Origin of the sequence: Amycolatopsis sp. A1MSW2902, from assembly GCF_017312175.1 — a bacterium.
In the GTDB taxonomy this organism is placed as follows: Bacteria; Actinomycetota; Actinomycetes; order Mycobacteriales; family Pseudonocardiaceae; genus Amycolatopsis; species Amycolatopsis nivea.
The window spans coordinates 4,321,567-4,335,142 of the sequence record NZ_QJPO01000001.1; the positions used below are offsets into that span (position 1 = coordinate 4,321,567).

General features: G+C 68.1%; 12 protein-coding genes, 1 pseudogene and 1 riboswitch. Of the genes and pseudogenes, 7 read left to right on the forward strand and 6 right to left on the reverse strand.

All coding sequences use genetic code 11. The annotated features are described in order from the left end of the window. Nucleotides 1-336 precede the first annotated feature (336 nt). Nucleotides 337-1,422 carry an IS110 family transposase gene (locus tag DMP23_RS19780; protein ID WP_337822032.1) on the reverse strand — a complete coding sequence of 362 codons (1,086 nt, stop codon included), beginning with the start codon at nucleotides 1,420-1,422 and terminating at the stop codon, nucleotides 337-339. 215 nt (nucleotides 1,423-1,637) lie between these two features. Here DMP23_RS19780 and DMP23_RS19785 point away from each other — a divergent pair, with 215 nt between their 5' ends. Together DMP23_RS19785 and DMP23_RS19790 are read left to right on the forward strand one after the other, a co-directional pair. Further along, nucleotides 1,638-2,276 (forward strand): transposase, encoded by a 639-nt coding sequence (locus tag DMP23_RS19785; protein ID WP_443111276.1) that lies wholly within the window; start codon nucleotides 1,638-1,640, stop codon nucleotides 2,274-2,276. A gap of 137 nt (nucleotides 2,277-2,413) precedes the next feature. Then, nucleotides 2,414-3,133 carry a DJ-1/PfpI family protein gene (locus DMP23_RS19790; RefSeq protein WP_337822034.1) on the forward strand — a complete coding sequence of 240 codons (720 nt, stop codon included), beginning with the start codon at nucleotides 2,414-2,416 and terminating at the stop codon, nucleotides 3,131-3,133. Between the two features lie 775 nt (nucleotides 3,134-3,908). On the opposite strand, the gene DMP23_RS19795 is transcribed toward DMP23_RS19790, so the two are convergent. Together DMP23_RS19795 and DMP23_RS19805 are read right to left on the reverse strand one after the other, a co-directional pair. Further along, nucleotides 3,909-4,385 carry a transposase gene (locus DMP23_RS19795; protein ID WP_443111350.1) on the reverse strand — a complete coding sequence of 159 codons (477 nt, stop codon included), beginning with the start codon at nucleotides 4,383-4,385 and terminating at the stop codon, nucleotides 3,909-3,911. A 42-nt stretch (nucleotides 4,386-4,427) separates the two neighbouring features. Continuing rightward, nucleotides 4,428-4,664, reverse strand: a pseudogene (locus DMP23_RS19805) (ISL3 family transposase); the annotation flags it as partial. Between the two features lie 448 nt (nucleotides 4,665-5,112). On the opposite strand from DMP23_RS19805, the gene DMP23_RS19810 reads away from it, so the two are divergent. Together DMP23_RS19810 and DMP23_RS19815 are read left to right on the forward strand one after the other, a co-directional pair. Next, a complete protein-coding gene (locus DMP23_RS19810; RefSeq protein WP_337822036.1) occupies nucleotides 5,113-5,340 on the forward strand; it encodes a hypothetical protein in 228 nt (75 codons plus the stop codon). A gap of 66 nt (nucleotides 5,341-5,406) precedes the next feature. Beyond that, nucleotides 5,407-5,811, forward strand: coding sequence for a hypothetical protein (locus DMP23_RS19815; RefSeq protein ID WP_337822037.1), 405 nt, complete (start codon nucleotides 5,407-5,409; stop codon nucleotides 5,809-5,811). A gap of 253 nt (nucleotides 5,812-6,064) precedes the next feature. Here DMP23_RS19815 and DMP23_RS19820 read toward each other — a convergent pair whose 3' ends face one another. The 3 genes from DMP23_RS19820 to DMP23_RS19830 form a co-directional block, all read right to left on the reverse strand. Further along, nucleotides 6,065-6,289, reverse strand: coding sequence for a hypothetical protein (locus tag DMP23_RS19820; protein ID WP_337822038.1), 225 nt, complete (start codon nucleotides 6,287-6,289; stop codon nucleotides 6,065-6,067). 486 nt (nucleotides 6,290-6,775) lie between these two features. Continuing rightward, nucleotides 6,776-6,954: riboswitch (cobalamin riboswitch) on the reverse strand. A 191-nt stretch (nucleotides 6,955-7,145) separates the two neighbouring features. Beyond that, a complete protein-coding gene (locus DMP23_RS19825) occupies nucleotides 7,146-8,318 on the reverse strand; it encodes an integrase core domain-containing protein (RefSeq protein WP_337822039.1) in 1,173 nt (390 codons plus the stop codon). Nucleotides 8,319-8,509: 191 nt separating this feature from the next. Then, the gene (locus tag DMP23_RS19830; protein ID WP_337822040.1) at nucleotides 8,510-9,910 is read right to left on the reverse strand and encodes a helix-turn-helix domain-containing protein; all 1,401 of its coding nucleotides are present in this window, start codon (nucleotides 9,908-9,910) and stop codon (nucleotides 8,510-8,512) included. A 131-nt stretch (nucleotides 9,911-10,041) separates the two neighbouring features. Here DMP23_RS19830 and DMP23_RS19835 point away from each other — a divergent pair, with 131 nt between their 5' ends. The 3 genes from DMP23_RS19835 to DMP23_RS19845 are packed head-to-tail and all read left to right on the forward strand — an operon-like array spanning nucleotide 10,042 to nucleotide 13,565. Beyond that, the gene (locus tag DMP23_RS19835; protein ID WP_337822041.1) at nucleotides 10,042-11,523 is read left to right on the forward strand and encodes an MmgE/PrpD family protein; all 1,482 of its coding nucleotides are present in this window, start codon (nucleotides 10,042-10,044) and stop codon (nucleotides 11,521-11,523) included. Beyond that, nucleotides 11,523-12,416, forward strand: coding sequence for a methylisocitrate lyase (prpB, locus tag DMP23_RS19840; protein ID WP_337822042.1), 894 nt, complete (start codon nucleotides 11,523-11,525; stop codon nucleotides 12,414-12,416). Before DMP23_RS19835 ends, prpB begins: the two co-directional genes overlap by 1 nt. A gap of 30 nt (nucleotides 12,417-12,446) precedes the next feature. Next, complete coding sequence (locus DMP23_RS19845) at nucleotides 12,447-13,565, forward strand: bifunctional 2-methylcitrate synthase/citrate synthase (RefSeq protein ID WP_337822043.1); 1,119 nt, start codon at nucleotides 12,447-12,449, stop codon at nucleotides 13,563-13,565. Nucleotides 13,566-13,576: the final 11 nt, after the last annotated feature.

The window sequence follows — 13,576 nt, forward strand, 5'->3', positions numbered from 1 at the left end:
GGGCAGGGCAGGGTAGAACCACCGTCCGGACGGCGCGGAGCGACGCGGCGACTGCGGCCAGGCGTCGCGTCGGGCCACTTCGCCGGCTCTTCCATCGACCCGGCGAGCGGGTCTAGGCGCAAGCCGGCACCGAGGCCCATGACTCTCAAGGGCAACATTCTCAGAAGCAAACCCTTGCCCAGTTCGGCGAAATACGCGTGCAGCTCCAGAACGCCACACAAATTCCGCAACCTCGCGCTCGTCGCGAATGCACTGGACGCGTCCGAGCCGGGCTACGAGCGCGCCCTGCTCGGACGAGGCGATCCGGCGCGGAGCCCCCGAGGCTGCTATGTCGTGTCAAGCCGCGATGGTGCGGGTCTGCGATTCGCGGACGGGGTATTCGGGTGTGGTCCGTTCGAGAAGTTTGAAGATCGTGCGGGCGAGGGCGCGTTTGATGCATCGTTGCGCGTCGCGTGACGTCTTGCCCTCGGCGGCGCGTTTGGCGATGTAGGCCTTGGTTGCGGGGTCGACGCGCATGCGGATCATCGTGATCGTGTGCAGCGCCCGGTTGAGCTGCCGGTCTCCACCGCGGTTGAGGCGGTGCCGGTGGGTCATCCCGGATGAGGCCGGGATTGGTGCGGCGCCCGCGAAGGCGGCGAACGCGGCTTCAGAGCGGAACCGGCCCGAGTGAGACCAGCTGATGAGGATCTGGGCAGCGCTGATCGAGCCGACGCCGGCCAGGTTGAGCAACTCGGGAGCGATCCGCTCGACCAGAATCGCGAGTTCGGTCTCCAAGTCCTTCGCCTCGGCGCGCAGGGTCAGGACTCGCCGGGCGGCTGAACGCAGCGCCCGGATCGTCATGCGAAGCTCCAGCGAACCGTCTGGCGAGTCGTTTAGTTCGGCGCAGCAGGCGATCTGGGCCGAACTGGACTTGCCCCGCAACCCCGACCTCAGATCCTCGGGAGCGGAGACGATCAGCGCCTTGAGGTGGTTGATCGCGGCCGTGGCCGCCAGCACCGCGCTGTGACGGGTGGTCAGCAGCACGCGCAAGGCTTCGCGTTCTCCTCGGCGGCGAGGATGGATCAGCTGTTCGCTGGCCAGTGCTTCGCGTGCCGCGCGGACAGCGTCGATGCGATCGGTCTTGCGACCGCCGCGCTGGGCCGGGCGTTTCGGCCTGCAGACCTCGACAACGCGTTCGCCTTCGGCGTCGAGGAACGCCGCCAGGCCGGCACCGTAGCTGCCGGCGCCCTCCAACGCCCAGCACCGGGCGCCCGGAACATGCCGGCGGGCGAACCGGAGCAGTTCCCGGTAGCCGCGAGCATCGGCGGTGACGTCGGCGTGGGCGAGCACGGCGCCGACCGGGGTGACGACGGCCGCGGCCAGGGTGTCGCGGTGGGTGTCCACCCCGATGACGCCGTCGACCTGTTCTGCGAGCATGGTCATGCGGTCGTGGTTCCTCTTCTCCAAGCGGGACAAGCCGTGTGCGCGGCGTCGGCCTGGGCAGAGGTCACCCGGGTGGCAGAACTGTGACGAGTCACGCCGCGAGCGGCGGACGAGCTGCTATCAAGCCAATCAGGTGGGCCAGGCCGACGCCGACGCTCCAGCAGACATCTCGGGGGCACGGCAGATCCTCTGATCGCCAGTTACCGTTTCGAGTCATGCCGGAGCAGTCGACGCCGAGCCTGACAGCAACCAGACCAGGCCGGGCTGCCAGCCCAGAATCACAGTTACCTTCTTCGCAGCTCCTGATCAAGGAGTTCGTGGTCGCCGCTTCGAGGACCACGAAGACGGTAACGGGGGCGGACACCGTCGGCCAGACCTCGCGCGGCTACGACGCAGGGAAGAAGATCAACGGGCGGAAGCGGTTCATCGTCACCGACACCCTCGAGCTGCTGCTGTGCGTGGTCGTCTGCTCGGCCGGGCTGCAGGACCGCGACGGTGCCAAACCGGTCCTGCTCGACACCTACCTCCGCACCCGGGTCCGGTTCGTCTTCGCCGACGGCACCTTCGCCGGGCGCCTGCTCGAGTGGGCGCAGACGATCCTCGCCACCACGCTGCACATCGTGCGCAAGCCCGCCGACCAGCGCGGCTTCGCGATCATTCCGCGCCGCTGGGCCGTGGAACGCAGCTTCGCCTGGATCACCGCGCACCGCCGTCTCGCCCGCAACTACGAACGCCACCCCGCCACCCCGGAGGCCATGATCCGCTGGGCAGCGATCAACACCATCACCCGACGGATCGCCCGCCGCGCACCGGCAACCCGCCCTCAAAAGCGCGTGTTCACACCCTCAAGATGATCTTCTCAAACACGCTCTAAGCATATTGCGTGCGGGGCCCACCGATCGGGAGACAGCCCCCTGTGCAGATCGAGAGCAGGCAAGTGATGTAGATCAATGTGGGGAACTGGGCTCACCCGGTGGTCGACTCTCAGCTTATGAACAGGCGTAGGTTCTTGGGTTCGTTGGCTGCTGCCGGGGTGGCGGGTGGTGCAGTGTCGTCGCAGTCTTGGGTGCACGCGGTGCTGCCTGGTCGTCCGTGGGGCGAGGGCCGTCCTCTTCGTGTTCAGGTTCTGATGTTCGATGGTGTCGAGGAGCAGGACTGGGCGGGGCCGTTCGAGGTTTTGGGACTGGCTGCTTCGCTGGGCGCTCCGCTGGAGTGTCGGCTGATCACGGCCGGGCGGCCGGGGAGGGTCGCCAGTGCTTATGGTGCGCAGTTGGACGTGGATTTGGGGTGGTCACCGGCGCAGGTGGATCTTCTGGTGGTTCCGGGGAGTCGGTACGCGGATCCGAAGCAGCCCGGCGTGCATCAGCTGATCGGGGACCCGGCGGTCATGCGGAACCTGCGGGATGTGCACGATCAGGGGGTGGTGATGGCAGGCGTGTGCACGGGGGTCATGGTTCTCTCCGGTGCGGGGTTGACGCGAGGGAGGCCTTGCACTACTCACCATGGCGCGAAGGAGGACCTGGCTGCGCAAGGCGGTAGTGTCGTTGATGCCAGGGTGGTCGACGACGGTGATCTGGTGACCGCGGGTGGCATCACCTCGGGGCTCGACCTCGGGCTGTGGCTCATTGAACGTGAGTTCGGTACACGGCTTGCGGCGGAGGCGGAATCCGCGCTCGAATACGAACGGCGTGGAACGGTCTGGCGTGGGTAGCCGCGTAACCGGCGAGTCGTCCCCGACCTATCGAAGTGGTGCGCACCGCGGCCGCGACGCAAGGTAATAGTGACGCACTTTCGCCGCCGCTAGTGATCCAATGCGAAGAATTGCAATCTCCCTATTCTGGCGAACTCGGAAACGATTCGGCAGCGAGGAGGCCGGCTAGTATCTCCGGCGCACATTGCCGCAGCATCGTTCCATTCCTATCTTCGAGTGAGGGAACACGTGAAACGTGGACCGTTCTTGTTGCCGGCGATCGTCGCGGCCCTGGCTGTGACGTCCGCATGCGCTCTACCATCGGCGATGCCGACGGCTCCTGCAAGCTCGGCCGTTCCGGCCGCTTTGAGTTCAAATGCGCGGATTGTGAGCGACTTCTACCGGCAGGCATTTGTTGACAGTGACGTTGCGGGGGCGTCGGCGAGGTACGTTGGGGATCCGCACCGGCAGCACGCTCCCCGTGTAGCTGATGGTAAGATGGCATTTGTGGAGGCGATCAGTGGGCTACAAGCGTGGACGGGTGCCCGTTCCCGCGCGGGGCAGATCGTTGATGGTGGCGACCTGATTGTCGTTCACGCGGAGTCGGTTGCGGGTCGGGTCCCGCGGCGGCGGTTGTCGACATCTTCCGTGCCGGGGGAGGAAAGATCGTCGAACATTGGGATGTCATCCAGGAAATTCCTGCCACCGCCGCCAGTGGCCGCCCATGGTCCCGTGACTTCACCTGTCGCGTAGGGGCACAGGACATACTAAGGCGATCGTTGGTTAATGGACTTGATCATGCGATGATGTAGCGCAGGTCGGGACCGGCGAAGAATGCGCGCACGGTCTGGGGCATCTTCTGTAGGCGGCGTAGCGCGCCGAGGATCTTGGACTTGAACTCGTCGGCGTCGATGGCGGCGGTGCGCCCGACCCGGTCGTGTTTGACGTTCTTCCAGACCCCCTCGTCGAGGTTTAGTTGCGGGGAGTAGGCGGGCAGCACGAACAGCCGCAAGGCACCGTCGGTGTCGGCGACGAACTGCTTCACCACCTTGGCACGGCGGGTGGGGTGACCGTCGACGACCAGGTAGACCGGACCGTCGATGTCGATGGAGAGCCCGCTACCGAGAGATCGGCACGGCGGGTTCGGCGAGCGGCCGGGGGAAACAGACCGGGAGCAATCCCGGCACCGCACCCCAGGCCGACTCAACCAGCAGGTCGGGACCAGATGGCGGTGCCTTAGCGTGGGCGAGCGGGCCGCCTGATCCTCGCGCACCTGCGCAAAGGCGAGACCTACGCCGATCTGGCCGTCGGGTTCGCGATCGGTACCACCAGCAACGCCGGCGGCGCGCTTGTTCAGCGTCCGCCCGAACGCGATGACCTCGATGAGGGCCTTGGGAACGCCGTGCCTGATCGAGTCGATGAGGTTGGCCATTAGGTCACGACCGCGAGGTCGGTGCTCTTCGCGGTAGGCAGCGATCATTCGTTGGTAGATGCCCCAGGTTGCTTCGATCTGCACGTGCGCGTCGTCGGAGAACAGGGCGGCGAGTCGGTCCAAATCCCAGCCGCCTTTGCCGGTCGTTCCTGGCCCCGCTCGTTCGGCGGTGCGGTAGGTCATCCGCCGACGCCGGCTAGCGCGGCATGCCCGCCCGCACCGCAAAATCCTATATCGCCCAAATAGAGCCTTGTCGACATTCCCGGCTCGGCGCGACGATACACCTGATGCGGCGGGGGAATTCGCGGAGGTCTCGAGGAGGGCGCGGTCGCCGGATCGAGGACGGGGATCTTGTGCGGAAGGTGTCGGCCCGACGGGCTGGAACCTCGGATGCGCGGTAATTTCCGCGAGATTCTCAGGATGCAGATAAAGGTCGTGCAGATAAAGGCGCCGGAGGGAAGCGGGGCGTAATCATGATTTCCAGAATGGTGGCGGCGAAGGCAGCCGCGGCGGCGCTAAGTTCGCGCGAGCATGCGCGGTAGCGGGAATCGTCGCGTCGGCAGTGGCGGTGTCGGGCGGGACGGCCGGCGCGGAGAGTCTCGGTCGGCAGGCGGAGGCCGGTCCGGCGAGAGTCCTGTCGTATTTCGAGTACGGCCGGTATTCCACCGTGGACGAGTGCGTCGCCTACGGGCAGGGCTACGTGAACGCGCACCCCGGGTCGTCCGGTTTCTCCTGCATCGCCGACGGCCCGTCGAACTCGTGGATCCTGTACGTCGACGACGGGATCACCGACTGACCGGAGAGCCCCGCCCGGCGTCCTCGCCGTCGCAGCCCGCCGGATCGCAGGATACGGTGCCGGTCCATGCCCGTTGAGAACAGGCTCAGCCTGGAGCGTCTCCGCGAGATCCTGGACCGGCTCGGCCGCTACCTGCCGCCGGCCGAGGACGACGCCCAGCCTCACCTCGGCAGCGTGGTGGAGATCGTCGGCGCGGTCGCCTCCAGCGAGCCCGGGTTCGACGAGGCCCACCGCGCAGCAGGGCTCCCCACCGCGAGCGAGGTCACCGCCGCCGACGTCGCTGCCGCGCTGATGCTCGTCCCGGAGGTGCGCGCAGACCTCGACGCCGCCGAGCGGCGACTGATCGACGCGGGCCTCGACCGGGGCGAGTCGTTCGCGACGCTCGCCCGCGCGCGCGGGATGTCCCGGGAGGGCATGCACCGGCACTACCTCCGACTGGGCAGGACTCGCCCGAAGACAGAAAACACGTGAACCCGCCCAGAGCCCGAGCAACCCCGGGAGCGCAATCACCGACGCGTTCCAGGCCCGCACCAGCTCCTCCAGCGCCACGTCGATCAGGCCGGCCCCCGCGAGCCGGCATGCCACGCCCGTCCTTGCGCGTACGCGGACGACGATCACCGACGAGCTGCGCGCCGGACAACGACGCCGGCTGGACCGACGTCCGCTGACCAGCACGTTCCACGCGCAGTGCCCGCCGTTCAGGGGCGGCGGGCACTGCGCGTTTTCACTTCTCGGTGACCTGCCCCGCCGTGTACGGCACCGACCACAGCTGCCGCGCTGCCAGATCCGTCAGGTCCATCACGTCCCACTCGGGCGAGCGGACCGTCCTGGCCGGCTGCCGGACCAGGTCAACACCGCCGCGACCGTCCTCGCCGACGATCACGACCGGCCCCACGATCCACGGGCCTCGATGAGTGGCGACGCCGTGCACCCTCGAACCGATCTCCATCAGCCCAGTGGATCGCCGATGTTCCACCGCGTCAGTTCACCCGTGCACAAAACCAGCAGCAATCGCCGAGACACCCCCGCCCACACCCTCGCCACGGCGCGGACCTGACCCGCACGTTCAGCCCCTCATCGTCCCTTAGTCCCGGGCCTATTGGGACGAAAAACCAGGCCACGGTCAGCCGTAGCACGATCCCGCCTACCAGCCGCGCTGGTCAAGATCGGCGTGCGTCACCGGCACCCGACCGGCGACACCTCGGGCAGCTCGACCGGATCGCCGTTGACGTCGCGCAGCAGCCCCTCGACCGAGTACCCGCCCGCCGCACCGACGCCACCCCGGCCTGGGGCGCGTTCGAGCCGCGCCCGCTCGCGATCACAGTCAACACAGGCACCTTCGGCAACGTCTTCTGCTGCTGACCTGCGGATTACGGCTTAGCGGCAACCGCTGTACCGCTGGTACTCAACCCCGGTTCTGCTCCATCCTCGTGGACGAACACGGACGTCCACGGCCGGTATCCTGGCTCCCGGATCTGCCCCGTCCCGGCCTTCCCGGCTCTCGCCAGTGGCCTGCTTCCCGCGTGGGACGGCACTCCCCGGTCACAGTGGCGGGACCGCGCCGGATTCGCACCGGCTTCCCTGCACCGTGGACCTGTGGACACCATAAAGTAGGAAGTCCGAGTATGTCGAGAGTGGCGCGCCCCTCATCCAGGCGACGGACCCGGCGCTAAACTTCCCCGCCCAGCCGGACCAGCACTGGGCCGCAGGGCCAGCGGTCCGTGAGGGGCACCCTGAGGGAATCTGATTCCCTGTTTTGTCTCGGTTGATCTGTCGCAGGGTTGTCTCGGTTGTTGTGTCTCATGTTAGGCGGCTGGGGTGAGGGTGCCTTGGTAGCGCTTGGCGTGGTCGAGGTGGATGTGGTCGAGGTGGATGTGGCCGATCGGGTGGCCGTTGCTGGTGTAGGCGGTTGCGCGGTCGTGGTCGCGGATGACGGTGATGTTGTGTCCGGCGTGGGCCGTGCCGACGCGGATGCGTGCGGTTCGGCCGAGCTGGACGAGTCCTCGGGCGTTGACGGTGAGGTGGTGGACGGTGGCGTCGGCCTGGACGGGCAGGTGCTGGGGACCGCCGAGGTGGTCGGCGCTGGTCCAGGTGTCGTGCGGGGTGCGGCGGCCCAGGGCGCTGTGCCGGCGGCGGGTGTTGTAGTACTCGCGGTAGGCGTCGAGCAGGGTCTGCAGCTCGGCCAGGGTGGCGGGCTGGGCGGGCTGGCAGGCGAGCCAGCGTTTGAGGGTCTGGTGGTGGCGTTCGACTTTGCCGCAGGTCTGCGGGTGATACGGGCTGGAGTGGATCAGGCGGGTGCCCCAGCCGGTGACGGTGCTGGTGAACGCCGAGGGTTTGGTGTTGGCGCGGTGCCGGGAGGTGAACGCGGATCCGTTGTCGGACAGCACGATCCCCGGTGCGCCGTAGGCGTCGGCGGCAGCGGTGACCGCGGCGACAGCCGCAGCCGAGGTCTCGGACAGAGCGGCGTGGCAGGCCACCAGCAGCCGGGTGCAGTCGTCGAGCACGTCGAACACCACCGCTTTCGTCCCGTCGGCGAGGACGACCTCGGTGGCGTCGATCTGGTAGCAGTCGCGCGGGCGGGCGTAGGCGAACCGGCGCAGCGAGGCCTTCAGGCGTTTGCGCGGGTTGCCCTCCAGCAGACCGGCGCGGGCCAGGATCCGGTTGATCGTGGCCCGCGCCGGCACCCGCCAGCCCCGCGCGTCCCAGCCTTGTTCGAGGGCCAGCACCTGCAGCGCGTCCCGGATCGGGTCGGCGCCGTTGTCCGGGACCAGTTCGGTGCGCAGCCGCACGATCTCGGCTGCCACAGGCTCCGGCGTCGCATGCGGAGAGGTCTTCGGCCGCCGCGACCGCTCGGTCCACTGCCCCTCGTCAAGGATCCGGGCACGGTGCCGATAGAACGTGCGCCTGTCGACACCGTTGACCCGGCACCACTCCGACACGTTCCCCAGCTTCGCCTGAACCACCAACGTCGCGTCCATCAGCAGCATCTTCGCCCGTTACCGCGTCATGGCCGGCAACCACAACGCTGATCAAGCGACAGACCCCGAATATCACCCGACCCGGGTGCGTCACATGCCGAGAGACACAAACTGTGTCACATCAGCTGGGACTCAACAGGGAATCTGATTCCCTCAGGGTTCCCCTCACGGACCTTCCGCTGCCCGCGCGCTCATCTCAGCGGCGGGTACGGCAGCACGCTGCTTGAGTGGTCGGCCACCCGCAGCGGACGGCCGATCGCCGGGAACGCGCGCTGCGGGCACGCCGGGCGTTCGCACACTTTGCACCCCATGCCGATCGGGGTCACCGCCGCGTCCTTGCCGAGCGCCAGCCCGTCGGAGTACACGAGCCGGTTCGCGTGCCGCAGTTCGCAGCCGAGGCCGATCGCGAATGTCTTGCCCGGTTCGCCGTGCCCGCCCGCGGCACGCGTGACCGTGCGGGCGAGCCAGAAGTACTTCTTGCCGTCCGGCAGTTCGGCGATCTGCGTGACAATGCGGCCCGGCGAGGAAAACGCCTCGTAAACGATCCATAGTGGACACGAGCCGCCCGCGCGGGAGAAGTAGAATCCGGTGGCCGACTGGCGTTTCGACACGTTGCCCGCGCGATCGACCCGGACAAACGAGAACGGCACCCCGCGCGCACCGCGACGCTGCAAAGTGGACAGTCGATGGCACACGGTCTCGAAGCCGACGCCGAACTCTCCGGACAGCAACGTCACGTCGTAGCGAAGTCGTTCCGCCGCGCCGAGAAACGCCCGATACGGGAGCACCAGCGCGCCCGCGTAGTAGTTGGCGAGGCCGATCCGCAGCAGCCGTCGCGCGGTCTCGTCGGAGAATCCGCTGCTGTCGGCGAGCCGGTCGATCTCGGCACCGGATTCCAGCATCGCCAGCTCGGATCCCAGCCGGAACGCGACCTGTCCTGGCCGGAGCATCAGCGACAGCTGCAGCACCTTGTGTCGGCGGTCGAAGAAGTGCTGCCCAGTGCCGAGCTGTTCGGTGGCCACCCGCACGCCGTGTCGTTGCTTCAAAGCGGTGACCAGGCCCGCGCGCACTTCACCGGGATGAAGTCGCAACTCGGTCGCGAGGCCTTCGGCAGCTTGGTCCAGTATGCCGACGTGGTTGTTACGGGCGTAGAACCAGTCACGGACCTTTTCGTGCGGCTGCTGGACCGACGTCTGGTCCATCCCCTGCTCCGCGGTGAGCGCGGCGATGTTCTCGACCGCTTCGCGGTAACGGCGGTGCAGCGCGACCATCGCGTGGGCGACACTGGGCAGTTTCGCGGTCAGTTCGTCCACTTCGGATGGTGAGATCGCACCGTCCACTGTGTCGTCGGCGAACACCTCGCGCACGTCCGCGACCAAGCGGGCGGTGTCCTGCGGCGCGAAGAACTCGGCGTCCACGCCGAAGTGCTCGGTGAGCTTCAGCAACACCGGCAGGGTCAGCGGACGGCCGTTGTGTTCCAGCTGGTTCACGTAGCTGGGCGAGATCTCCAGCAGCCGCGCCAGGTCCGATTGCGACAGCGACCGGTCCTCGCGCAGCTGCCGCAGCCGCGCCCCGGCGTACATCTTCTCCACACGCTGACTGTAACAACTATGACAACTCCCAGGGAAACCTTCACAACACTTCACCGGCCGCAGGACTGGCCGCGCACCCGGGCGAGTGCGACGCTGGCGGTCAAGCCTCACAACATTCACAAAGGAACGCGATGACCGACCACACCGTCCGCACCTACCGGTCCGCCGAGCCGCTGCCGCGCGAGGAGCAGCTGGCCTGGAAGCTGGCGTCCGTCGCCACCGATCCGGTGCCGGTGCTGCCCGAGGTCGCCGACATGGTGGTCAACCGGGTGATCGACAACGCCGCGGTCGCCGCCGCCTCGCTGTCCCGGCGGCCGGTGTCCGCCGCCCGCGACCAGGCGCTCGCGCATCCGGCCAGCCCCGGCGCGGCCGTGTTCGGCGTCTCCGGCCGGTACTCCCCGGAGTGGGCCGCGTGGGCCAACGGCGTCGCGGTGCGCGAACTGGACTACCACGACACCTTCCTCGCCGCCGACTACTCGCACCCGGGCGACAACATCCCGCCGATTCTCGCTGTCGCGCAGCACGCCGGCCGAACCGGGGCCGATCTGGTCCGCGGGATCGCCGCCGGGTACGAGCTGCAGGTGAGCCTCGTCCGCGGGATCTGCCTGCACGAGCACAAGATCGACCACATCGCGCACCTCGGCCCGTCGGTCGCGGGCGGACTCGGCGCGCTGCTGCGGCTGGACACCGAGACCGTGTACCAGGCGATCGGGCAGGCGCTGCACACCACGACGACCACCCGCCAGTCCCGCAAGGGCGAGATCTCGTCCTGGAAGGCGTACGCCCCCGCGTTCGCCGGGAAGACCGCGATCGAGGCGGTCGACCGGGCGCTGCGCGGCGAGGGCGCGCCGAGCCCGATCTACGAGGGCGAGGACGGTTTCCTCGCGTGGCTGCTCAGCGGCCCGGAAGCGCGCTACACCGTGCCGCTGCCCGCGCCCGGCGAGGCCAAACGGTCCATTTTGGACACCTATCCCAAGGAGCACTCGGCGGAGTACCAGAGCCAGGCGCTGATCGACCTCGCCCGCAGGCTCGGGCCGCGGCTCGGCGAACTGGGGAAGGTGGAGCGGATCGTGATCCACACGAGCCACCACACGCACTACGTGATCGGCTCCGGCGCGAACGATCCGCAGAAGTACGACCCGAATGCCAGCCGCGAAACGCTCGACCACTCGATTCCGTACATCTTCGCGGTCGCGCTGCAGGACGGCAGCTGGCACCACGAAGCCTCCTACGCCCGGGAACGCGCGACCCGTCCGGACACTGTGGAGCTGTGGCAGAAGGTGTCCACTGTGGAAGATCCCGAGTGGACCCGGCGCTACCACGAGCCGGAGCCGGCGTTCGGCGGCCGGGTCGAGGTCACGCTGGCCGACGGGACCGCGATCACCGACGAGATCGCCGTCGCCGACGCCCATCCCGCCGGGGCCCGGCCGTTCGCCCGCGAGCACTACGTGGCGAAATTCCGCACGCTCGCCGAGGGGGTGATCGCACCGGCGGACCAGGACCGGTTCCTCGACGCCGTGAGCCGGCTGTCCGAACTGGACGCCGACGAGGTCCGGGAACTCGCTCTGCCCTCGGCGATCGACGCGGGCCCGCGGACGAAGGGGATTTTCTGATGCTCCACGCCACTCCCCCAGCCGCCGGGAAACGGGCCGGATTCCGCGAGGCGCTCAACTCCGGCCGGCTGCTGCGCCTGCCCGGCGCGTTCAACCCGCTCAGCGCGAAGCTGATCGAACGCCGTGGCTTCGACGGCGTCTACATCTCCGGCGCGGTGCTGTCGGCCGATCTCGGCCTGCCGGACATCGGGCTCACCACCGTCACCGAGGTGGCCGGGCGCTCGCAGCAGATCTCGCGGGTCACCGCGCTGCCGACGCTGGTCGACGCGGACACCGGGTTCGGCGAGCCGATGAACGCCGCGCGGACCGTCCAGCTGCTGGAGGACGCCGGGGTCGCCGGGATGCACCTGGAGGACCAGGTGAACCCGAAGCGGTGCGGCCATCTCGACGGCAAGGACGTCGTGGACCGCGAAACCGCGGTGAAGCGGATCAAAGCCGCGGTCGACGCGCGCCGCGATCCCAACTTCGTCATCGCCGCGCGCACCGACGCCAAGGCCGTGCACGGCATGGACGAGGCGATCGTCCGCGCGAAGGAATTCGCCGACGCGGGCGCGGACCTGCTGTTCCCGGAGGCGATGGCCGACGCCGCCGATTTCGAGAAGCTCCGGAAAGCGGTCGACATCCCGATTCTCGCGAACATGACCGAATTCGGGAAAAGCGAACTCCTCGACGCGAAAACGCTCGAATCAGCGGGCGTCAACGTGGTCATCTACCCGGTGACCCTGCTGCGGCTGGCCATGCACGCCGCGGAAACCGGCCTGCGCACCATCAGCGAAGAGGGCAGTCAAGTGTCGCTGCTCGAACAGATGCAGCATCGCCGCGACCTTTACGACCTGCTCGACTATTCCGAATACAACGCGTTTGACGAGAACGTTTTCACTTTCCGCGTCTGACCCGGCGCGCATTCCTTCAAGGGGACACCTATGTCTGCACCCGCTATCCGCAAAGGACTCGCCGGAGTCGTCGTCGACACCACCGCGGTCTCCATGGTCAACCCGGACACCAACTCGCTGACCTACCGTGGTTACCCGGTCCAGGACCTCGCCGCGCACTGCAGCTTCGAGGAGGTCGCTTACCTGCTGTGGCACGGCGAACTCCCGACGCCGGACCAGCTGGCCGAGCAGAACGCGGCCGAACGCGCCCACCGCGCCCTGTCGCACGATCTCGTCCTCACCCTGCTCGCGCTGCCCGAGTCCGCGCATCCGATGGACACGCTCCGCACCGCGGTGAGCATCCTCGGCGCGAACGACCCGGACGAGGACGACAACAGCCCCGCGGCCAACCAGGCCAAGGCGCTCCGGCTGTTCGCCGCGCTGCCGACGGTCGTCGCGCTCACCCAGCGCCGCCGCCGGGGCCTGCTCCCGCTCAAGCCGCGCGACGATCTGGGTTACGCCGAGAACTTCCTTTACCTGGCGCTGGGTTCGGTGCCGGAACCGGCGATCGTCCGCGCGTTCGAGACGTCTCTGGTGCTCTACGCCGAGCACAGCTTCAACGCGTCCACCTTCACCTCGCGCGTCGTGACGTCGACACTGTCCGATTTGTACAGTGCGGTGACAGCGGCGATCGGCGCGCTCAAGGGACCGCTGCACGGCGGCGCCAACGAAGCCGTGATGGAGACGTTCGAGGAAATCGGCTCCGCGGACAACGCCGAGAAATGGCTCAAGACGGCGCTGGCGGAAAAGCGCAAGATCATGGGCTTCGGGCACCGTGTCTACAAGAAGGGCGACTCCCGCGTCCCGACAATGCGCCAGGCCCTGCAGGTCGTCGCCGAACTCCGCGACGGGCACCGGCTGCTGGACCGGTACGAATCTCTCGCGCGGGCAATGTACGCGGAGAAAGGCTTGCACCCCAACCTCGACTACCCCGCCGGACCGGCGTATCACCTGATGGGCTTCGACACCCCGGTGTTCACGCCGATCTTCGTCGCCGCGCGCGTCACCGGCTGGACCGCGCACATCACCGAACAGCTGGCGTCGAACAGCCTCATCCGGCCGTCGAGCACGTACAGCGGTCCGGCACAGCGCGCGCTCAGCCGCGCCTGACCCGGAAGCTG

What these genes read in the sequence shown, in the direction of transcription:
- DMP23_RS19780 (WP_337822032.1), bottom strand. Translation starts at nt 1,422, where the DNA reads ATGACCATGCTCGCAGAACAGGTCGACGGCGTCATCGGGGTGGACACC.
- DMP23_RS19785 (WP_443111276.1), top strand. Translation starts at nt 1,638, where the DNA reads ATGCCGGAGCAGTCGACGCCGAGCCTGACAGCAACCAGACCAGGCCGG.
- DMP23_RS19790 (WP_337822034.1), top strand. Translation starts at nt 2,414, where the DNA reads ATGAACAGGCGTAGGTTCTTGGGTTCGTTGGCTGCTGCCGGGGTGGCG.
- DMP23_RS19815 (WP_337822037.1), top strand. Translation starts at nt 5,407, where the DNA reads ATGCCCGTTGAGAACAGGCTCAGCCTGGAGCGTCTCCGCGAGATCCTG.
- DMP23_RS19820 (WP_337822038.1), bottom strand. Translation starts at nt 6,289, where the DNA reads ATGGAGATCGGTTCGAGGGTGCACGGCGTCGCCACTCATCGAGGCCCG.
- DMP23_RS19825 (WP_337822039.1), bottom strand. Translation starts at nt 8,318, where the DNA reads ATGGACGCGACGTTGGTGGTTCAGGCGAAGCTGGGGAACGTGTCGGAG.
- DMP23_RS19835 (WP_337822041.1), top strand. Translation starts at nt 10,042, where the DNA reads ATGACCGACCACACCGTCCGCACCTACCGGTCCGCCGAGCCGCTGCCG.
- prpB (WP_337822042.1), top strand. Translation starts at nt 11,523, where the DNA reads ATGCTCCACGCCACTCCCCCAGCCGCCGGGAAACGGGCCGGATTCCGC.
- DMP23_RS19845 (WP_337822043.1), top strand. Translation starts at nt 12,447, where the DNA reads ATGTCTGCACCCGCTATCCGCAAAGGACTCGCCGGAGTCGTCGTCGAC.